General features: G+C 68.4%; 20 protein-coding genes. 17 read left to right on the top strand and 3 right to left on the bottom strand.

What is annotated here, in order from left to right:
- Positions 1–58: 58 nt before the first annotated feature.
- The 3 genes from VF329_05680 to VF329_05670 all read left to right on the top strand — a co-directional run bounded on the left by VF329_05680 (position 59) and on the right by VF329_05670 (position 1,322).
- Complete coding sequence (locus VF329_05680; GenBank protein HEX7080484.1) at positions 59–196, top strand: hypothetical protein; 138 nt, start codon at positions 59–61, stop codon at positions 194–196.
- Between the two features lie 284 nt (positions 197–480).
- On the top strand, positions 481–753 hold the full coding sequence (locus VF329_05675; GenBank protein HEX7080483.1) for a helix-turn-helix transcriptional regulator: 273 nt from the start codon (positions 481–483) through the stop codon (positions 751–753).
- Between the two features lie 221 nt (positions 754–974).
- Positions 975–1,322, top strand: a complete 348-nt coding sequence (locus VF329_05670) for a hypothetical protein (protein ID HEX7080482.1) — start codon at positions 975–977, stop codon at positions 1,320–1,322.
- On the opposite strand, the gene VF329_05665 is transcribed toward VF329_05670, so the two are convergent.
- Positions 1,268–1,594: a hypothetical protein gene (locus VF329_05665; protein HEX7080481.1), complete on the bottom strand. Its 327-nt coding sequence runs from the start codon at positions 1,592–1,594 to the stop codon at positions 1,268–1,270. The two genes, VF329_05670 and VF329_05665, sit on opposite strands and share 55 nt — an antisense overlap.
- 320 nt (positions 1,595–1,914) lie before the next feature.
- Here VF329_05665 and VF329_05660 point away from each other — a divergent pair, with 320 nt between their 5' ends.
- The 13 genes from VF329_05660 to VF329_05600 all read left to right on the top strand — a co-directional run bounded on the left by VF329_05660 (position 1,915) and on the right by VF329_05600 (position 17,010).
- Entirely contained in the window at positions 1,915–2,385 is a 471-nt protein-coding gene (locus VF329_05660) for an NADH-quinone oxidoreductase subunit A (protein ID HEX7080480.1), read from the top strand.
- Positions 2,386–2,387: 2 nt separating this feature from the next.
- On the top strand, positions 2,388–3,044 hold the full coding sequence (locus tag VF329_05655; protein ID HEX7080479.1) for an NADH-quinone oxidoreductase subunit B family protein: 657 nt from the start codon (positions 2,388–2,390) through the stop codon (positions 3,042–3,044).
- Positions 3,044–4,879, top strand: a complete 1,836-nt coding sequence (gene nuoC / locus VF329_05650; GenBank protein HEX7080478.1) for an NADH-quinone oxidoreductase subunit C/D — start codon at positions 3,044–3,046, stop codon at positions 4,877–4,879. The genes VF329_05655 and nuoC overlap by 1 nt, the downstream gene beginning before the upstream one ends.
- An 83-nt stretch (positions 4,880–4,962) precedes the next feature.
- On the top strand, positions 4,963–5,427 hold the full coding sequence (nuoE, locus tag VF329_05645; GenBank protein ID HEX7080477.1) for an NADH-quinone oxidoreductase subunit NuoE: 465 nt from the start codon (positions 4,963–4,965) through the stop codon (positions 5,425–5,427).
- Positions 5,427–6,701, top strand: a complete 1,275-nt coding sequence (nuoF, locus tag VF329_05640) for an NADH-quinone oxidoreductase subunit NuoF (GenBank protein HEX7080476.1) — start codon at positions 5,427–5,429, stop codon at positions 6,699–6,701. The genes nuoE and nuoF overlap by 1 nt, the downstream gene beginning before the upstream one ends.
- A 128-nt stretch (positions 6,702–6,829) precedes the next feature.
- Complete coding sequence (gene nuoG / locus VF329_05635; protein HEX7080475.1) at positions 6,830–9,541, top strand: NADH-quinone oxidoreductase subunit NuoG; 2,712 nt, start codon at positions 6,830–6,832, stop codon at positions 9,539–9,541.
- Positions 9,538–10,515: an NADH-quinone oxidoreductase subunit NuoH gene (gene nuoH / locus VF329_05630; GenBank protein HEX7080474.1), complete on the top strand. Its 978-nt coding sequence runs from the start codon at positions 9,538–9,540 to the stop codon at positions 10,513–10,515. The genes nuoG and nuoH overlap by 4 nt, the downstream gene beginning before the upstream one ends.
- Positions 10,515–11,069, top strand: a complete 555-nt coding sequence (gene nuoI / locus VF329_05625; protein HEX7080473.1) for an NADH-quinone oxidoreductase subunit NuoI — start codon at positions 10,515–10,517, stop codon at positions 11,067–11,069. Before nuoH ends, nuoI begins: the two co-directional genes overlap by 1 nt.
- The gene (gene nuoJ / locus VF329_05620) at positions 11,066–11,650 is read left to right on the top strand and encodes an NADH-quinone oxidoreductase subunit J (protein HEX7080472.1); all 585 of its coding nucleotides are present in this window, start codon (positions 11,066–11,068) and stop codon (positions 11,648–11,650) included. The genes nuoI and nuoJ overlap by 4 nt, the downstream gene beginning before the upstream one ends.
- Positions 11,647–11,958: an NADH-quinone oxidoreductase subunit NuoK gene (gene nuoK / locus VF329_05615; protein ID HEX7080471.1), complete on the top strand. Its 312-nt coding sequence runs from the start codon at positions 11,647–11,649 to the stop codon at positions 11,956–11,958. The genes nuoJ and nuoK overlap by 4 nt, the downstream gene beginning before the upstream one ends.
- Before the next feature lie 2 nt (positions 11,959–11,960).
- Positions 11,961–13,928: an NADH-quinone oxidoreductase subunit L gene (gene nuoL, locus VF329_05610; protein HEX7080470.1), complete on the top strand. Its 1,968-nt coding sequence runs from the start codon at positions 11,961–11,963 to the stop codon at positions 13,926–13,928.
- Between the two features lie 83 nt (positions 13,929–14,011).
- Positions 14,012–15,565, top strand: coding sequence for an NADH-quinone oxidoreductase subunit M (gene nuoM, locus VF329_05605; GenBank protein ID HEX7080469.1), 1,554 nt, complete (start codon positions 14,012–14,014; stop codon positions 15,563–15,565).
- The gene (locus tag VF329_05600) at positions 15,562–17,010 is read left to right on the top strand and encodes an NADH-quinone oxidoreductase subunit N (protein HEX7080468.1); all 1,449 of its coding nucleotides are present in this window, start codon (positions 15,562–15,564) and stop codon (positions 17,008–17,010) included. Before nuoM ends, VF329_05600 begins: the two co-directional genes overlap by 4 nt.
- A gap of 21 nt (positions 17,011–17,031) precedes the next feature.
- Here the strand turns inward: VF329_05600 and VF329_05595 are convergent, their stop codons facing one another.
- Positions 17,032–17,232 carry an Arc family DNA-binding protein gene (locus VF329_05595; protein ID HEX7080467.1) on the bottom strand — a complete coding sequence of 67 codons (201 nt, stop codon included), beginning with the start codon at positions 17,230–17,232 and terminating at the stop codon, positions 17,032–17,034.
- Between the two features lie 31 nt (positions 17,233–17,263).
- A complete protein-coding gene (locus VF329_05590) occupies positions 17,264–18,202 on the bottom strand; it encodes an SPFH domain-containing protein (protein HEX7080466.1) in 939 nt (312 codons plus the stop codon).
- Positions 18,203–18,219: 17 nt separating this feature from the next.
- Between VF329_05590 and VF329_05585 the strand changes: the two genes are divergently transcribed.
- Complete coding sequence (locus VF329_05585; GenBank protein HEX7080465.1) at positions 18,220–18,768, top strand: M56 family metallopeptidase; 549 nt, start codon at positions 18,220–18,222, stop codon at positions 18,766–18,768.
- Positions 18,769–19,130 lie beyond the last annotated feature (362 nt).

The following is a 19,130-nucleotide window of genomic DNA, read 5'->3' as shown; positions in this document are numbered from 1 at the left end:
GCCGGGCTCAGCGAACGGGATGCCGCGGACGGGATGACGCGAGCCGCTACGCGCGCCCGTGCGAGGAGCCGCCCGCTCGGCCCGGACCGGCCGCATCGAGCTCGCGGAGCAGGGCCGCGAGCTCGCGAAGCGCGCGAAGGATGGCGATGCGGAGATCATCGCCGGCGCCCGCCGTCTCGGGCTCGCAGCGGACTGAACGTGCGGGGAACCGGGCGCCCCCCGGCCCCGCATCCTGCACATTCCGAAGGCGGCCGCGACCGTCGGCTTCGATTGCGCCGCGGCTGCGCTCGCCCCCCAGAGCGAGGAGGAGGCGGTGCACCTCCTGCAGGTCGCTGCGAAGCTGCCGACGGTCGCCGCAACGCAGCCGTTTTCGGCTCATGGCATCTCCCCGGGCAGCAGGGCCTCCTGAGTGTGGCGCGGGCGCGAGCACGGATATCGACGCGGCAGCAAAGACTATAGTCTTTGGTCGACTCGGGCGCAATGCCCATGCTGCGCCGCATGGAAGAGGGCGACTGGCTGAGGACCGCGTTCGGACGACTGCTGAAGGAGCTCCGCGAAGAACGAGGCCTCTCTCAGTCGCAGCTCGCGCTCGAAAGCGATCTCGATCAGACGTTCGTGTCGCTGCTCGAACGAGGGCAGCGTCAGCCGTCGCTGGTCAGTCTCTTCGCGCTGTGCGACGCCCTGCACGTGGAGCCTGACGCGGTCGTGCGTCGACTGATGGCCGCCCGTGCAGCGTCGGCGCGCAGACGCTGAGCGGCGCCGGCGGGTGCAGGCCGCGGCGTCGAGCGACTTGCTTCGAGAGTAAGGCGTTGCCGCCCGTTACGCGTTTCGCGTCGTGCACTGCGGAAGCCGCCGCGGCGAGCGAGTCTTTGCGATTGTCCACTCCGATTTCCGGTCGCTTTGCCGCGAATCGACACGCGCCAGGCCTCTCCTCGGCCGGTAAGCTGTCTTTTCGTACAGCTCGGGAAGCACCGATGAGCGGAAAGGATTCCGTGGCGCTCGTGCAGCTCGTTCGCGACCGGCTGAGGCCGCTGCACCGGCACCTTCAGCTCGTGCACGCCGAGATCGTCGTGACGACGGCCGCGCTCGAGCGGCAGAACGTCGACGTCGACCGCGATGTCGCGCGTGTCTTGAAGCATTGCGTCGGGGCAAGGCTGCACGGGCAAATCGAAGGCGCAGCCGAGGTGATCGCGTCGCTGGAGCGCCTGCTCACCGCGCAGCCGGCCGGCCGCGGGCCGCCGGCGAAGGGCGCCGGGCCGGGCCGGCGTCAGGAGAGGCGGTCCGCGCGGGGCACGCCGCGCTCACGGCAGTCCAAGTCCTGAAGCAGACTGGCCAGGGCGTTCAGCGACTCGAAGACGGCCCGCCTGCGCGCGGGCGCGTCGAAGGGGTCTGGACACGTGCCGGGCACGGGCGGCCAGATCACGTAGGGGTTGCGCGGAGCCGGTGCCGGCTCGAGACGCCGCAGCCCGGCCGCCCGGTCCTCCACGCACACCGAGTTCCCGGATTCGAGCCGGTTCCGCAGCTCCCGGCAGCGCTCCCACAGGGCACGCTCGACGAGCTCCAGGCCGATGTCGCGGCGCGATGGTCGCTTCATGTCGTTCACCTGCTCTATTTCTACCGGGATCCGTGCGGATTTCTGTCAACTAAATGACTCGATCGTGAAATCTCCGAGGCTCCGGCCCTTATCGGACCCAGGAGGATTTCGTTCTCCCCCGCTTCGCCCCAAGCTCTGCTCGGCATCTTTCCAAATTTTGCAGCTGCTGCGGCGCGCCAGCGCACCCACGCGGGTATCAGACGCGAGCCTCGGGCGCGTAGAACACCTGTCTCCCGCCGGATACGTCCGGCCTCTCGCGCCGACCCCACTGGCACCATCCTTGCATCGGCGACTCGATACCCCAAGGCTGGCTCACCCCGATGCCCGACGAAGCGCTGTGGCCGCTGGGTCTTTATTTGGCCGCCGTTCTGGTGCTGGTCGCCCTCGTGCTCGGCGCCTCCCACGTGCTCGGCGAGCGCCATCGAGAGAGGGCGACCGGCGATCCGTTCGAGTCGGGCATGGTGCCGGTGCACCGTGCGCGTTTTCGCGTCGATGCGCAGTTCTACGTCTTGGCCGTGCTGTTCGTGATCTTCGATCTCGAAGCGATCTTCGTGATCACGTGGGCCGTCATCGCCCGGGAGGGCGGCTGGCCGGCGTACATCGAGATCGCGATCTTCATCGTCGTGCTGATCGCAGCGCTCGCCTACTTGTGGCGTGTCGGCGCGCTCGACTGGGGCCCGCACGGGCGCCGACCGGCCTCGCGCTCACGCCTCTTCCCGACGGCCGCGCGCCTCGGACCGACGCTGACACCGGCGGGCCGCGAGTCGCTCGCCAGGTTCCGGGGCGATTGACGATGCGCTGGTGGCTGACGAGGGCTGCGGACGGAACGGATGGCGAGCGCCGTCAAGCCGCGGACGAAAACCGGGCAGTCAGCGAAGAGGTCATGCAGCGCAACGTGTTCCTCAGCACGTTGCAGGATCTCGCTGCCTGGTCCCGCAAGTACTCGATCTGGCCGTTCAACTTCGGGCTCTCGTGCTGCTACGTGGAGATGGCGACGTCGTTCACGAGCAAGTTCGACATCGCGCGCTTCGGCGCGGAAGTGATTCGCGCAACGCCCCGCGAGTCGGACTTGATCGTGATCTCCGGCACCGTGTTCAAGAAGATGGCGCCGGTGATCCGGCGGCTCTATGAGCAGATGATGGAGCCGCGATGGGTCATCTCGATGGGCTCGTGCGCAAACTCCGGCGGCATGTACGACGTGTACAGCGTCGTGCAGGGCGTCGACAGCTTCTTGCCGGTCGACGTCTATGTGCCCGGCTGCCCGCCCCGTCCGGACGCGCTGCTCGAAGGGCTCACGTTGCTGCAAGCGGCCGTCGGGACCGAAAGACGCCCGCTGAGCTGGGTCGTGGGCCCCCAGGGCGTCGAGCGCGCGCCGCGGCCGAGCTTCCGGGATCAGAAGCGCGCGGAGCGCACGAGTCAGCGCACGTTACGTCCGCCCGATTCGGTGTAGTGGAAGGCTTGGACGAAGGACTCGACCGAAGCGCGCCACGGACGAGCAGCGACGCTCCGTCCGCCGCCCTCCACCCGGGGATGCACGCCGCGGAGGAAGCCGCGGCCCTGCTCGAGCGGCGCTTCGGCGCCCGGATCTTCGCGGCGCCGCGGCAGGCGACCGCCGACGGCATTCCGACCCTCTGGCTCCACAAGGAGCACGTGCCGGGCGCGCTCGAGCATCTGAAGACCAGGCTCGAGCAGCCCTACGAGATGCTCTACGACCTGACGGCAATCGACGAGCGCATGCGCGAGCGCCGCGACGGCCAGCCGGACTCCGACTTCTCCCTCGTCTACCACCTCCTCTCCTTCAGCCGCAACGACGATCTGCGCATCAAGGTGCCTCTCCGCGACGACGAGCTCGACGTTCCGAGCATCACGAGCCTCTGGCCGATGGCGAACTGGTACGAGCGCGAGGCGTGGGACATGTTCGGCATTCGCTTCGAGGGCCACCCGAACCTTCGGCGCATCCTGATGCCGCCGACCTGGGAAGGCCATCCGCTGCGCAAGGAGCACCCGGCGCGCGCGACCGAGATGGGCCGCTTCGCGCTGCCGGACGACCGCTACGAGACCGAGACCGAGGCGCTGCGTTTCGTGCCGGAGGAGTGGGGCATGCGCCGCAGCAGCCCGACGACCGACTTCATGTTCCTGAACCTCGGTCCAAATCATCCGAGCGTGCACGGTGTGTTCCGCATCGTGCTCCAGCTCGACGGCGAGGAGATCGTCGACGCGGTCCCGGACATCGGCTGGCACCACCGTGCGGCCGAGAAGATGGGCGAGCGACAGTCGTGGCACACGTACATTCCGTACACCGATCGCGTCGACTACCTGGGCGGCGTGATGAACAACCTGCCGTACGTGCTCGCCGTGGAGCAGCTCGCGGGCATCGAGGTGCCCGAGCGCGCGCGCGTCATTCGTGTGATGCTCGCCGAGCTCTTCCGCATCGCGAGCCACCTCGTCTTCTACGGCACGTTCACGCAGGACGTCGGCGCGCTGTCACCCGTGTTCTACATGTTCACGGATCGCGAGCGCGTGTTCGAGATCATGGAAGCCATCTGCGGATTTCGGATGCATCCCGCGTGGTTCCGCATCGGCGGCGTCGCCGCGGACCTCCCGAACGGATGGGATCGGATGGTCCGCGAGTTCCTGCGATGGATGCCGCCGCGGCTGCGCGAGTACGAGCGCATAGCGCTCGACAATCGGATTCTGAAGGCGCGCGCCGTCGGCGTCGGCGCGATGACCGCGCAGGAAGCAATCGAATGGGGCGTGACGGGCCCGAACCTGCGTGCGACCGGCTTCGATTGGGACTTCCGCAAGAAGCGGCCGTACTCGGGTTACGAGCACTTCGAGTTCGACGTGCCGCTCGGAAGGAACGGCGACTGCTACGACCGCTGCGTCGTGCGCGCCGAGGAGATTCGCCAGAGCCTGCGCATCATCGAGCAGTGCCTCGAGAACATGCCGCCGGGGGACTACAAGTCGCGACATCCGCTCGCGACGCCTCCGATCAAGGACCGCACGATGCACGACATCGAGACGCTGATCCATCACTTCCTCAACGTCAGCTGGGGGCCGGTGGTGCCGGCGGGCGAAGGCATCGTGACGATCGAAGGCACGAAGGGGGCTTACGGGTACTACCTGATCAGCGACGGCGGCCCGATCCCGTACCGCGTGCGCATCCGCACGCCGTCGTTTCCGCATTTGCAGATCCTGCCGCTGATCTCGCGCGGACTGCTGATCGCGGACTTGATCGCGATCCTGGGGAGCATCGATTTCGTGATGGCGGACGTGGACCGATGAGAGCCTGAAAAAAAGGTGTCAGACACCTTTTTCGCCGAAAAGGTGTCTGACACCTTTTTTCGGGCAGCGGAGGCACCTCGACGATGTTGAGCCCGGAAGAAGTTGCAGCGATCGAGCACGAGGTCGCGCTGTACGACCGGAAACGGGCGGCCTGCATCGACGCGCTGAAGATCGTGCAGCAGCGGCGCGGATGGATCTCGGACGAGGACCTCCGCGACATCGCCGGGCTGCTCGAGATGCCGGTCGACGAGCTCGACGCCGTCGCGACGTTCTACAACCTGATCTATCGCCGCCCGGTCGGACGGCACGTCGTGCACGTTTGCGACAGCGTGAGCTGCTGGCTGATGGGGACGGAGGCGATTTCCGATCGGCTGCGCGAGCGTTTCGGCGTGTCGTTCGGCGAGACGACTGCCGACGCGCGCTTCACGGTGCTGCCGATCCCGTGCCTCGGCTGCTGCGACCGGGCGCCTGCAATGCTCGTGGATGGGAACTTGCATGCCGATCTCGACCCGTCGCGGGTCGACGAAGTGCTGGAACGTTACGACTGATGGAACGGCCGCTCACCGCCAACATCAGGCCCGACCGCGAGCCGCTCGATATCGACGGCTACGAGCGGGCCGGCGGCTACCGCGCCGTGCGTGAGGCGCTCCAGCGGATGACGCCGGAGGACGTGCTCGCCGCCGTCACCGAATCCGGCCTCCGCGGCCGCGGCGGAGCGGGCTTCCCGACCGGCCAAAAGTGGAGCTTCATGCCGCGGGGCGAAGGAGCGCCCACCCCGCGCTATCTCATCGCCAACGCCGACGAGATGGAGCCCGGGACGTTCAAGGACAGGCTGCTCCTCGAAGGCGACCCTCACCTGCTGATCGAAGGCATGATCGTGAGCGCGTACGCGATCGGCGCGACGACCGGCTACATCTTCCTGCGCGACGAGTATCGCCTGGCCGCCGAGCGGCTGCGCCGCGCGCTCGCCGAGGCGGCCGGGCGCGGCTGGCTCGGCGAGCACATTCTAGGCACGGGCTTCAGCCTCGACATCCACCTGCACACGAGCGCCGGCCGGTACATCTGCGGCGAGGAAACGGCGCTGATCAACGCGCTCGAAGGCCGGCGCGCGATTCCGCGCACAAAGCCGCCGTTCCCGCAGGCGGTCGGCCTCTGGGGCAAGCCGACCGTGGTGAACAACGTGGAGACGCTCTGCAACGTCCCGCACATCGTGAACAACGGCGCGGAGTGGTTCAAAGGCTTGAGCCGCACCGACAACGCGGGCACGAAGATCTACGGCGTCAGCGGCAAGGTGAAGCGCCCCGGCGCGTGGGAGCTGCCGATGGGGACGACGATACGCGAGCTGCTCGAGGAGCACGCGGGAGGAATGCGGGGCGGATACCGCTTCCGCGGCGTTCTCCCCGGCGGCGCATCCACGGATTTCCTCGTCGAGGAGCATCTCGACGCGCCGATGGACTTCGATGCCATCCAGAAGCTCGGCAGCCGCCTCGGCACCGGCACGATGATCGTGCTCGACGACCGTACGTGCCCCGTCGCGATGGTCCACAACCTCGAGCACTTCTTCGCACAGGAGTCGTGCGGCTGGTGCACGCCGTGCCGCGACGGCCTGCCTTACGTCGAGCAGCTTCTCGCCGCGATCGACGATGGCGACGGCCGCTTCGAGGATCTCGACCTTCTCGAGATGCACACGCGCCATCTCGGCCCCGGCCGCACGTTCTGCGCGCACGCACCGGGCGCGATGGAGCCGCTGCAAAGCGCGCTCCGGTGGTTCCGCGACGACTTCGAGCGCCACATCGCCGAACGGAGGTGCCCGTACCGATGACCGCAAGCCTCGAAAAAAGGTGTCAGACACTTTTTTGGCGAGAGAAAAAGTGCCAGACACCTGTTCCCCAAAAAACGTGTCTGACACCTTTTCCGCGGCCACCTTTTCGGCGGGGAGAGCCGTAACCCGTGCCGATCTACGTCGACGATCGCGAGTACCCGGCGGCGCCCGAGAAGAACCTCCTCGAGCATTGCCTCTCGCTCGGCTTCGACCTGCCGTACTTCTGCTGGCATCCGGAGCTCGGCTCGGTCGGCGCCTGCCGCCAGTGCGCCGTCAAGCAGTATCGCGACGAGAACGACCGGCAGGGCCGGATCGTCATGGCCTGCATGACGCCCGCCGCGGACGGCACCCGCATCGGCCTCGACGAGGCCGAGGCCCGCGACTTCCGGGCGCGCGTGATCGAGTGGCTGATGGTCAACCATCCGCACGACTGCCCGGTCTGCGAGGAAGGCGGCGAGTGCCACCTTCAGGACATGACCGTGATGACCGGTCACAACTACCGCCGTTATCGCGGCCTGAAGCGCACGTTCCGCAATCAGTACCTCGGCCCGTTCGTCAACCACGAGATGAACCGCTGCATCGCGTGCTACCGCTGCGTGCGCTTCTATCAGGACTACGCCGGCGGCGACGATCTGCGCGCGTTCGCATCGCATCACCACGTGTACTTCGGGCGCCACGAGGACGGCGTCCTCGAGAACGAGTTCAGCGGCAATCTCGCGGAGGTCTGCCCCACGGGCGTTTTCACCGACAAGCCGTTCGGCGACCGCTACGTGCGCAAATGGGATCTTCAGTCCGCGCCGTCCGTCTGCGTCCACTGCAGCCTCGGCTGCAACATCATTCCGCAGGAGCGATACGGGCGGCTGCGGCGCATCGTGAACCGCTACAACGGCGAGGTGAACCGGTACTTCATCTGCGACCGCGGCCGCTTCGGCTACGGCTTCGTCAACGGCGACACGCGCATCCGCGCGCCGCTCGCGCGCGGCCCGGCCGGCGAGCTCGAAGCGGTGGGGATCGAGGACGCGCTCGAGCGCATCGCCGGCGCGCTCGACGGCGGCGCGATCGGCATCGGCTCGCCGCGCGCGTCGCTCGAAGCGAACTTCGCCTTGCGGCGGCTCGTCGGCGCCGACCGGTTCCACGTGGGCATCTCGGAGACGGATCGGCGCCTGGTCGCGGCGGCGGCCGCGATCTATGCGGAGGGCGGAGCGCGGCCGCCGTCGCTGCGCGAAGCCGGCGACGCGGATGCCGTGCTCGTGCTCGGCGAGGACCCGACACACACCGCGCCGCGGCTCGCGTTGACGCTGCGCCAAGCCGCACGCAACCGTCAAAAGGAGATTGCGGCGCAGCTCCGGATCCCCGAGTGGCTCGATCAGCCGGTGCGCACGGCCGGCCTCGGCCAGTGGAGCCCGTTGTTTATCGCGACGCCGCAGGCGACGAAGCTCGACGCCGTCGCCGCCGGCACGTATCGCGACGCGCCCGAAGGCATCGCGCGGCTCGGCTTCGCGGTGGCGCATCGCCTCGACGGCGCGGCGCCGGACGCGCCGGATTTGCCGGCCGACCCGGCCGGGCTCGCGGACCGGATCGCCGCGGCCCTCGGCGCCGCCGAGCGGCCGCTCGTCGTCTCGGGCACCGGCGCGCGCAGCACGGCCGTGATCGAGGCCGCGGCGAACGTCGCGCGCGCGCTCGCCCGGCGGCTCGGGCGTGCCGCCGACCTCGCACTGATGCTTCCCGAATGCAACAGCGCGGGCTTGGCGCTCCTCGGCGGCCGCGGCCTCGGCGACGCGCTCGAGCGAATCGCGGCCGGGGAAGTCCGCGCGGCGATCGTGCTCGAGAACGACCTCGACCGGCGAATGCCGCGCGCGCTCGCGGAGCGCTTCCGCGCAGGTCTCGAGCATCTGGTCGTCATCGATCACACGCTCACGCCCACGGCCGGCCGCGCCGACGTCATGCTGCCGGCCGCCGCATTCGCCGAAGGCGACGGCACGCTCGTCAGCAGCGAGGGGCGCGCGCAGCGCTTCTTCCAGGTCTTCGTGCCCGAGGGCGAGATTCGCGAGTCGTGGCGGTGGCTCGCCGAGCTGATGCGCTTCCGCGGCGAGCGCTGCGCTTGGCACACGCTCGACGACGTCACGGCCGAATGTGCGCGCTCCGTGCCCGCGCTCGAGCGGATCACGGCCGCCGCGCCGAACGCATCGTTCCGCACCGTGGGGCGCAGGATCAGCCGCGAGCCCGCGCGATACAGCGGGCGCACCGCGATGCATGCGAACGTCGAGATCCGCGAGCGCAAGCCGCCGCCCGACCCCGACGCGCCGCTGGCCTTCTCGATGGAAGGCTACTACGGCCCGAAGATGCCGCCGGCCCTGATCCCGTACTTCTGGGCGCCCCGCTGGAACTCGGTGCAGTCGGTGAACAAGTTTCAGGACGAGATCGGCGGCAGCCTGCGCGGCGGCGACCCCGGCGTGCGGCTCGTCGAGCCGCAGGCCCGCGCGGCGGACGGATTCTTCGCGGGCCTCCCGGCCACCGAGCCGCCGAGCGACGGCAGCCTGCGGCTCGTGGCGCTCCACCACATCTTCGGGAGCGACGAGCTTTCGGCCGCGTCGCCCCCGCTCGCGGAGCGCATCCCTCCGCCCTACGTGGCGCTGCATCCGGACGAAGCCGGCGCGCGCCGCCTCGCGCCCGGCGCACTCGCCGAGGTCGCGCTCCCCGACACGTCGCTGACGCTGCCGGTGCGGATCGACTCCGGGCTCGCGCGCGGCATCGCCGGCCTGCCGGCAGGCCTGCCCGGCATGCCTTTCGTGGACGCGCCGACGGCCGTGATCCGCGCCGCCGCCGGAGGCGCGGCATGAGCACGCTCGGCATGCTCGTGTTCCTCGCGGTGCTGATCCTCGTGCTGCTGATCGGCGCCGCGATGCTCACGTGGATCGAGCGGCGCGTGCTCGCGTGGTGGCAGGACCGTTACGGCCCGAACCGCGCGGGCCCCTTCGGCATCCTTCAGGCGTTCGCGGACGTCGTGAAGATCCTGCTGAAGGAAGACTGGATCCCGCCGCTCGCCGACAAGCCCGTGTTCGTGATCGCGCCGACGATCGTCGCGGTGACGATGCTCTTCGCGTTCGCGGTCGTGCCGTTCGCGCCCGGGCTCGTGATCGCCGACCTCAACGTCGGCCTCCTCTTCTTCCTCGCGATGACGTCGCTCGCGGTCTACAGCGTGACCTTCGCGGGCTGGGCCTCGAACAACAACTACTCGCTCCTCGGCAGCCTGCGCACGGCCGCGCAGATGATCAGCTACGAGGTATTCATGGCGCTTTCGCTCGTCGGCGTCGTGATTCTCGCGGGCTCGTTCAACCTCACCGCGATCGTCGAAGCCCAGCGCGGCATGTGGTACTTCGTCCCGCAGTGCGTCGGGCTGCTCGTGTTCTTCCTCGCGTCGATCGCCGAGACGCACCGGCTGCCGTTCGATCTCCCCGAGGCCGAGCACGAGCTCGTCGCGGGCTACCACACCGAGTACTCGGGGATGAAGTTCGGCCTGTTCTTCCTCGGCGAGTATCTCGGCATCCTGCTCGCCTCCGCGATGATCGTGACGCTCTTCTTCGGCGGCTGGCTAGGCCCGGCCTTCCTGCCCGGCATCGTCTGGTTCCTGCTGAAGGTCTCCGTGTTCGTCGGCCTCTACTTGCTGCTGCGCGCGACGCTCCCGCGGCCGCGCTACGACCAGCTGATGGCGTACGCCTGGAAGTTCCTGCTGCCCCTCGCGCTCTTGAACGTGCTCGTGACCGGTGCCGTCGTGGTCGCGCTCGGCGACGGCGCGTCCGGAGGGGCTTCGTGATGGCCGGGAAGAACTGGCTCGCATACCAGCTCGACGTGCTCTGGAGCCAGATCGTGAGCATGGCCGGCGTTTTCATGCACGGCTTTCGCAAACGCGAGACGATCCAGTACCCGGAGGAGAAGCCGTATCTGGCGCCGCGCTATCGGGGCCGGATCATCCTCTCGCGCGATCCGGACGGCGAGGAGCGCTGCGTCGCGTGCTATCTCTGCGCGGTCGCTTGCCCGGTCGACTGCATTTCGCTCGAGAAGACCGAGGACGAGAACGGCCGCTGGTACCCCGCATGGTTCCGCATCAACTTCTCGCGCTGCATCTATTGCGGCTTCTGTGAGGAGGCCTGCCCCACGTACGCGATCCAGCTCACGCCGGACTTCGAGATGAGCGAGTACGACCGCCGCAACATGGTCTACGAGAAGCAGGATCTCCTGATCAGCGGCACCGGCAAGTATCCCGGCTACAGCTTCTACAGAGTGTCGGGGCTCGCAATCGGCGGCAAGGACAAGGGCGAGGCCGAGAACGAGGCGCCGCCCATCGACGTGCGGGGGCTGATGCCGTGACGGCCGTCTTCTACATCTCGGGCGCCGTGGCGGTCCTCGCGACGATCATGACGATCACGCGCCTGAACGCGATGCACGCGCTCTTGTACTTCATCGTGTCGCTGCTCGCGCTCGCGGCCGTCTTCTTCACGCTGGGCGCGCCGTTCGCCGCCGTCCTCGAGGTGATCGTCTACGCCGGCGCGATCATTGTCCTGTTCGTGTTCGCCGTGATGATGCTGAATCTCGGCGACGCGACGATCGAGGAGGAGCGGCGGTGGCTCTGGCCGCAGCTCTGGATCGGCCCGTCGATCCTCTGCGCGATTCTGCTGGTCGAAATGCTGTACGTGCTCGGCGTCGGTCCGCTCGGCCCGACCGGCGACGAGGTCGTCGGCGCGGAGGCGGTGGGTCTCGCGCTGTTCGGACCGTACCTCCTCGCCGTCGAGATCGCCTCGATGCTGCTTCTCGCGGGGCTGGTCGGCTCGTGGCGGCTCGCGCAGAGACTCGAGGCGCGCCACGCGGAGGTCGACGCGCCCGAAAGCGCGGCCGAGGCGGCCGTGCCCGAGGAAGCGCCGGCGGAGCGCGAAAGGGCGGTGGAGGCATGACGGCCGTCGTCCCGATCGAGCACGGCATGTTGCTCGCCGCGATCCTGTTCGCGCTCGGCCTGATCGGCGTGCTCGTGCGGCGCAACCTGATCTTCATGCTGATCTCGATCGAGGTGATGCTGAACGCCGCGGGCCTCGCTTTCATCGTCGGCGGCGCCCGCTGGTCGCAGCCCGACGGTCAGGTCATGTTCATTCTCGTGCTCACGCTCGCGGCGGCGGAGGTCTCGGTTGCGCTCGCGCTGCTGATCCAGCTCTACCGGCGCTTCCGCACGCTCGACGCGGACGCCGTCAGCGAGATGAAGGGTTAGCGATGATCGAATGGCTGTGGCTCGTTCCGCTCCTGCCGCTCGCGGGCAGCGTGATCCTGATGGTCACGCGCGGCGAGCTGTCCGATCGCATCGTGAGCTTCGTCGGCGTCGGCTCCGTCGGGCTCGCGGCCGTCGTCGCCGTGCTCGTCGGCGGCGCGTTCCTCGCGGGCGAAGGCGCGGAAGCCGCCCGCGCGGGGATCGTCACGTGGATCTCGGCCGGCGATTTCGCGGTACGCTTCGGGCTTCATCTCGACGCGCTCTCCGTCGTGATGATCCTCGTCATCACGATCGTCGGCTTTTTGATTCACCTCTACTCGACCGCCTACATGGCGGGCGACGAAGGCTACAGCCGCTTCTTCGCCTACATGAATCTCTTCATGTTCGCGATGCTGATCCTCGTGCTCGCGGACAACTTGCTGCTGCTCTATCTGGGCTGGGAAGGCGTGGGCCTTTGCAGCTACCTCCTGATCGGCTTCTGGTATCGGGACCCCGAGAACGGCTACGCCGCGCGCAAGGCCTTCGTCGTCACGCGCGCCGGCGACACGGGAATGCTGATCGGTCTGATCCTGATCGCGACGTCGCTCGACACCCTGGATATCCAGACCGCGCTCGCCCGCGCGGCCGAGCAATGGCCGGTCGGCTCCGGCATCGCGCTCGCGGCCGCGGCGCTGCTCCTCGCGGGCGCGGTCGGCAAGTCGGCGCAGCTTCCGCTCCAGACCTGGCTGCCGGACGCGATGGCGGGTCCGACGCCCGTGAGCGCGCTGATCCACGCGGCGACGATGGTCACCGCCGGCATGTACCTGATCGCGCGCACGCACACGCTCTTCACGCTGGCGCCGGCCGTGCAGCTCGCCGTCGCCGTCGTCGGCGCGCTGACGCTGCTGCTCGCCGCGTTCGCGGCGCTCTCGCAGCGCGACATCAAGCGCATTCTCGCGTACTCGACGATGAGCCAGATCGGCTACATGTTCCTCGCGCTCGGCGTCGGCGCATGGAGCGCGGCCGTCTTTCATTTCATGACGCACGCGTTCTTCAAGGCGCTCCTCTTCCTCGCCGCCGGCGCGTTGATCCTCGCGCTGCATCACGAGCAAGACATCTTCCGGATGGGCGGACTGCGCAAGCGCATGCCGGGCGTGTTCTGGGCGTTCCTGATCGGCGCGGCCGCGCTCGCGTCGGTGCCGCTCGTGACGGCAGGCTTCTACAGCAAGGAGCAGATCCTCGCCGGCGCGTGGGCGGCCGAGACCGGCGGCTTTTGGCTCGGGCTCGCGGGGCTCGCGGCGGCGTTCGTCACGGCCGTCTACATCTTCCGCGCGGTGTTCATCGTGTTCTTCGGCGAGCCCGCGCACGCGGCGCACGAGGCTTATCACGAGACTCACGGCGAGGAGCGGGGGGCCGGCCGGCCTCCGGACGATGCGGCGGCCGCCGCGGCGCGCGGCGGCGCCCGCTACGCGATCCTGATTCCGCTCGCCGTGCTCTCCGTGCTCTCGATCGTCGGCGGCTTCGTCGAGACGCCGGCGAGCCTCGGGCATCTGACGCTCTTCTCGGATTTCCTGGCGACGACCCTGCCGGCCGCGAACGAGGCGGAAAGCGGCGCCGGCGAGCTCGCGCTCGAGCTCGCCGCCGCGCTCGCGTCGCTCGGCGGGATCGCCGTCGCGTACTTCCTCTTCTTCCCGGGGCGCACGCGCGCAGCCCGCGTGCCGGAAAGACCGCCGTGGCCGACGGCGCTCGATCGCACGTGGACCTCGGGCTGGGGCTTCGACCGGCTCTATGACGCCGTGTTCGTCAGGCCTTTCGTGACGACTGCGGCTCTGCTCCGCGGCGATCCCGTCGACGGCGTCTACGACGGCGTCGCCGGGTCGCTGCGCGCGGCGTGGCGCGGTTCAGGTCAAAGCCAGACGGGCGAGCTCCGCTGGTACGCGGCCGGGATGCTCGCGGGTCTCGTGGTCGTGGTCGCGGTGGCGTTGTTCCTATGATCGGTGCTCGTCGAGGTGACGATGTGCTCAGCGAGGTGACGCTGTTCCAATGATCTCCGCCGGGTCATCATCGAGCTGACGCCGTGCCGACGATCCTGGCATGGCTCATCGCGATTCCGCTCGTCGCGGGCGCGCTCGCGTGGCTCGCGGCGAGTCACGGCGCGCGCCTCTGCCGCTGGATCTCCGTGCTCGCCCTCGGCCTCGACCTCGCGCTCGTCGTCGCGATCTGGCTCGGCGCACCGGCGATCGTCGAGACGCCGCGCCCGGGGTGGCTCATCGAGGTCGACGCGCCGTGGATCCCGCGCTTCGGCATCGGCTTCCACCTCGCGATGGACGGCCTCGGGCTGCTGATGGTCGCGCTCACGCTTTTCCTCGGCCTCGTCTCCGTCGCCTGCTCGTGGACCGAGATACAGGAACGCGTCGGGTTCTTCCACGCGAACCTGCTCTGGTCGCTCGCCGGCATCATCGGCGTGTTCATCGCGGTCGACCTCTTCCTCTTCTTCTTCCTCTGGGAAGTCATGCTCGTGCCGATGTACTTCCTGATCGCGATCTGGGGGCACGAGAACCGCATTTATTCCGCAATCAAGTTCTTCATCTTCACGCAGGCGAGCAGCTTGCTGATGCTCGCGAGCATCATCGGGCTCGCGTACGTCAATTGGCAGGCCACGGGCACGTGGACGTTCAACTACTTCGAACTGCTCGGCACCTCGCTCGCGCCGGACGTCGCGATGTGGCTGATGCTCGGCTTTTTCGTCGCGTTCGCCGTGAAGCTTCCCGCCGTGCCGCTCCATACCTGGCTGCCGGACGCGCATACCGACGCGCCGACCGCCGGCAGCGTGATCCTCGCCGGCATCCTGCTGAAAACCGGCGCGTACGGGCTGATCCGCTTCGTCGTGCCGCTCTTCCCCGAGGCCGCGATGCGCCTCGCGCCTTACGCGATGGCGCTGGCCGTAATCGGCATCCTCTACGGCGCCGTGCTCGCGTTCGCGCAGACCGACTTCAAGCGGCTCGTCGCCTACACGAGCGTGAGTCACTTGGGCTTCGTCCTGCTCGGCGTCTTCGCGTGGAACGAGATCGCGCTTCAGGGTGCGATCATGGAGATGGTCGCGCACGGATTGAGCACGGGCGGCCTCTTCGTGATCGCCGGCGCGCTGCAGGAGCGGCTGCACACGCGCGAGATGGCACGGATGGGCGGGCTCTGGGCGCGCCTGCCGCGGATGGGCGGCGTGGCGCTGTTCTTCGCGCTCGCGTCGCTCGGGCTGCCGGGGCTCGCGAACTTCGTCGCCGAGTTCCTCGTGCTGCTCGGCGCGTTCCCCGTCGCTCCGATCTTCACCGTGATCGCGGCGAGCGGGCTGATCGCCGCCGTGATCTACTCGCTCGCGCTGATCCAGCGCTCGTTCCACGGCGTGCCGCGTGCGGGGGCCGTGCGCGTCGCGGACTATGGCGGCCGCGAGCTCGCCTACTCGGGCGCGATGATCCTCGTGCTCGTCTGGCTCGGCGTGCGCCCGCAGCCCGTGCTCGAGACCGCGCGGCCGACGCTCGAGGCGCTCGAGGTGCCTTCCGCCGGCGCCGCCGCTGTTGCACGGCCGGGCCCGCCGGATGACCCGGTGGCGGCCGCATCGGGAGGCGACGAATGAGCTTCACGACGGCCCATTTCGTCGCGCTTCTGCCGATCATCACGCTCGCCGCGGCGGCGATCGTCGTGATGCTGCTGGTCGCGTTCGTGCGCCGGCGCGACGTCAGCGCGATCGCGACCGTCGTCGGGCTCGTCGCGACGCTCCTGACGCTGCCGATCGCCGCGGACGTCGCGCCGCTCGACGTCACGCGGCTGCTCCGTATCGACGGCGCCGCGCTGCTCTACACCGGGTTCCTGCTCCTTTGCACGCTCGGCGTGACCGGCCTCTCCGCCGGCTACCTCCGCGGGCGCGACGAGGCGCCCGGCGAGCTCTATATCCTGCTGCTCACGGCCGTGCTCGGCGCAGCGGTGCTCGCCGCGAGCGCGCATTTCGCGGCGCTCTTCCTCGGCTTTGAGCTCTTGAGCGTCTCGCTCTTCGCGCTGCTCGCCTACTCGCGCGAGCGCAAGCCCTGCCTCGAGGCCGGCGCGAAGTATCTGATTCTCTCCGGCGTCTCGTCGTCGTTCCTGCTCTTCGGCATCGCGCTCGTCTACGCCGAGCTCGGCACGCTCGAGTTCGCGCGCGTCGCCGATCTGCTCGCCGCGGCCGATGGAACGGGCCTTTATGCGACAGCCGGCGTCGCGCTGATCGTCGCCGGCATCGCGTTCAAGCTTTCGCTCGTGCCGTTTCACTTGTGGACGCCGGACGTCTACCAGGGTGCGCCGGCGCCGATCACGGCCTTCCTTGCGACCGTCTCGAAGGGCGCGATCTTCGTCGTGCTGCTGCGCTACTTCCTCGAGGCCGGCGCGTTCGACTACGTGCCGCTCTTGGTCGCCCTCTCGCTCCTCGCCGGCGCCTCGATGCTGCTCGGCAACATCCTCGCGCTGCTGCAGCAGAACGTGAAGCGAATTCTCGCGTACTCGTCGATCGCGCACCTCGGCTATCTGCTCGTCGCGTTCATCGCCGGCGGCGAGGTCGCCGTGGAGGCCGCGAGCTACTACCTCGCGGCCTATTTCGCGAGCACGATCGGCGCGTTCGGGATCGTCGCCGTGCTCTCCTCCGCCGCCGGCGAGGAGATGCAGATGCTCGGCCAGTACCGCGGGCTCTTCTGGCGCCGGCCGTGGCTCGCCGGCGTTTTCTCGCTGATGCTGCTCTCGCTCGCCGGCATTCCGCTGACGATGGGCTTCGTCGCGAAGTTCTACGTCGTGGCCGCGAGCATCGATGCCTCGCTGTGGGTGCTGCTCGCGCTCGTGATCATCGGCAGCGGTATCGGGCTCTTCTACTATCTGCGCGTGCTCGTGACGCTGTATCTCGATCCCGAGGAAGCGACGCTCGCGCGGCACGAGGCCGCCGTTTCGCCGTCGGGGCACGTCGTGCTCGCGGCCGCGACGCTCGCCGTGCTGTGGCTCGGGATCTTTCCGGCACAGCTGATCGATTTCGTGCGGGCGACGGCGTTCAGCCTGGTCTAGTCGGTCGGGCGCGGACGCGCATCATTCGCCGTCGCCGTCGGAACGAGATTTCGCATCGGCCTCCGGATCTTTCCGCTTCAGACGCCCGGCGTCCAGCAACGCGCGCCGCAGTATGAACTCGAGCTGGCCGTTCACGCTGCGCAGCTCGTCGTTGGCCCACCGTTTCAGCGCGTCGAGCACCTCGGGATCGGTCCTCAGCAGAAACGTGACCTTCTTGGCCAAGCTGCCGCTCTCCTTGCGCGCCGCATACAGGTTACTGGTATAGGCTTCCGGTGTTGATCACGGGCTGAGTGTGCCTGTCGCTGCACAGGACGACGAGCAGATTCGACACCATGGCCGCCCGCCGCTCGTCGTCGAGCGGCATGACCCCCTCTCGCTCGAGCCGCTGCAGCGCCATCTCGACGATCCCGACCGCGCCGTCCACGATTCGCGCCCGGGCGGCGACCACCGCGTGGGCTTGCTGGCGCTGCAGCATCGCCGCGGCGATCTCGGACGAGTACGCGAGATGGCTGATGCGCGCTTCGATCACCTCGACGCCGGCCTTGTCCACGCGCTCCTGAATGTCCGCGCGCAGCTGGTCCCCGACCTCGTCGGGATTGCCGCGCAGCGAGACCTCGTGGTCCTCGCTGTCGTACGGGTGCCGGCTCGCCAGATTGCGCAACGCGGATTCGCTCTGAATCGCGACGTAATCCTCGTAGTCGTCGACTTCGAGCAATGCCTCGGCCGTATCCACTACGCGCCAGACGACGACGGCCGAGATGTCCACCGGGTTGCCGTCGCGATCGTTCACCTTGGCCGGCCGGCCCGCCGAGCGGCCCTTGCGCTGAACGACTTTGCCGACTGCGTCTTTTCTCTCCTCCACACGCGATCCGCCCGTTTCGAAGTTTCTGACGCGCAACGTGACCTTCTTCTTCGAATAGAACGGATTCACCCAGTAAAACCCGGACTCCTTCACCGAGCCCTTGTATTCGCCGAACAAGAGGAGCACGCGCGCATCGTTCGGCGCGATCGCCATGAAGCCGAACAGACTGATGAGCGCACCGACGATCATGAGGACGGCGAGCAGCCCCAGTGGACCGATTTGAGCGATGGCCGACACGGGGATCAGGACGACGCCGAGCACGAGGGTCGCCAGACACACCGCCAAAGGTGTCCAGCCCGATCGCGGGGTGAAAAGAATCTCTTTCGTCATCGCAGGCCTCCGGCCGGATGTGCTATCAATATGATAGCATAATAATATCGCATTCCGACGGCGACAGGACGACGAGGAAGGGCGCGCATGGCGGCCGGCGTGCGAGCGCTCGACGGGCCGTCCCCATCCAGCCTGTTTTGCGGCATGCTCATTCAGGTGAGACGGCCGCCGCTACGGTTCCGTCGCTCGCGGCGCATTGGGATTGGAAGATCGCAGCGGTCGGCATCTGGCTCCTCGGCAGCGCCGCGATATCGGTCTGGGCTTGCCGGCATGCGCTGCGCTTCAACAGCCTGTTGCGTCAGACGTCTTCACCGGCCGGGCGTGCGCTGCGCGACGAGGCATTACGAACTGCCGCCGGCCTCGGCGTGCGGCGTGCGCCGGCCATTTTCACGACCGAGGCGGCTATTCCCCCTATGGTCTGGTGGATCGGCGGCTCCGTCCGCGTCTACCTGCCGCGCACGACGGTTCAGGCACTCGAGCCGCCGGCGCTCCACGCCATCCTGGCACACGAGATCGCGCACGTGAGGCGGGGCGATCACATCGTGCGCTGGCTCGACCGGCGTTGACACCGGCATCCTCCTTTGGTGGAATCCGCTGGCCTGGTGGGCTAGACGCAATCTTAGAGTCTGCGAGGAAATCTGCTGCGATGCCTTCGTGCTCTCGAAATGCACGACTCGAGCGCGCCGCGGAGTGGCTCGAAGCCGGCGTGAACGCGGCCTATATCACCCAGGAGCAAGCCGACCTCATGCTCAATGCGCTGCGCATGAGCCGATTCGGCACGCTCCAGCGGTCGACGAAGCGGGCAATGTCATCAGGCTGCGGCAGCCGGGGGTCGAGCCGCGCGAAGACCTTCCCCCGCTGTCGGCCGAAAACCCGAAGATCGTCCGACCGGACGGGCGCGCGACGCGAGCTCCCGGCGAGCAATGAA

This window comes from Gammaproteobacteria bacterium (genome assembly GCA_036381015.1).
Taxonomy (GTDB): Bacteria; Pseudomonadota; Gammaproteobacteria; order Steroidobacterales; family Rariloculaceae; genus ZC4RG20.
Note: the sequence above shows the minus strand (reverse complement) of the source record. Positions and strands in the feature narration are given on the sequence as shown.

Coding starts and splice junctions, on each gene's coding strand:
- VF329_05675 (HEX7080483.1), top strand. CDS start 481: ATGCCCATGCTGCGCCGCATGGAAGAGGGCGACTGGCTGAGGACCGCG.
- VF329_05670 (HEX7080482.1), top strand. CDS start 975: ATGAGCGGAAAGGATTCCGTGGCGCTCGTGCAGCTCGTTCGCGACCGG.
- VF329_05665 (HEX7080481.1), bottom strand. CDS start 1,594: ATGAAGCGACCATCGCGCCGCGACATCGGCCTGGAGCTCGTCGAGCGT.
- VF329_05660 (HEX7080480.1), top strand. CDS start 1,915: ATGCCCGACGAAGCGCTGTGGCCGCTGGGTCTTTATTTGGCCGCCGTT.
- VF329_05655 (HEX7080479.1), top strand. CDS start 2,388: ATGCGCTGGTGGCTGACGAGGGCTGCGGACGGAACGGATGGCGAGCGC.
- nuoE (HEX7080477.1), top strand. CDS start 4,963: ATGTTGAGCCCGGAAGAAGTTGCAGCGATCGAGCACGAGGTCGCGCTG.
- nuoF (HEX7080476.1), top strand. CDS start 5,427: ATGGAACGGCCGCTCACCGCCAACATCAGGCCCGACCGCGAGCCGCTC.
- nuoH (HEX7080474.1), top strand. CDS start 9,538: ATGAGCACGCTCGGCATGCTCGTGTTCCTCGCGGTGCTGATCCTCGTG.
- nuoI (HEX7080473.1), top strand. CDS start 10,515: ATGGCCGGGAAGAACTGGCTCGCATACCAGCTCGACGTGCTCTGGAGC.
- nuoK (HEX7080471.1), top strand. CDS start 11,647: ATGACGGCCGTCGTCCCGATCGAGCACGGCATGTTGCTCGCCGCGATC.
- nuoL (HEX7080470.1), top strand. CDS start 11,961: ATGATCGAATGGCTGTGGCTCGTTCCGCTCCTGCCGCTCGCGGGCAGC.
- VF329_05600 (HEX7080468.1), top strand. CDS start 15,562: ATGAGCTTCACGACGGCCCATTTCGTCGCGCTTCTGCCGATCATCACG.
- VF329_05590 (HEX7080466.1), bottom strand. CDS start 18,202: ATGACGAAAGAGATTCTTTTCACCCCGCGATCGGGCTGGACACCTTTG.
- VF329_05585 (HEX7080465.1), top strand. CDS start 18,220: ATGTGCTATCAATATGATAGCATAATAATATCGCATTCCGACGGCGAC.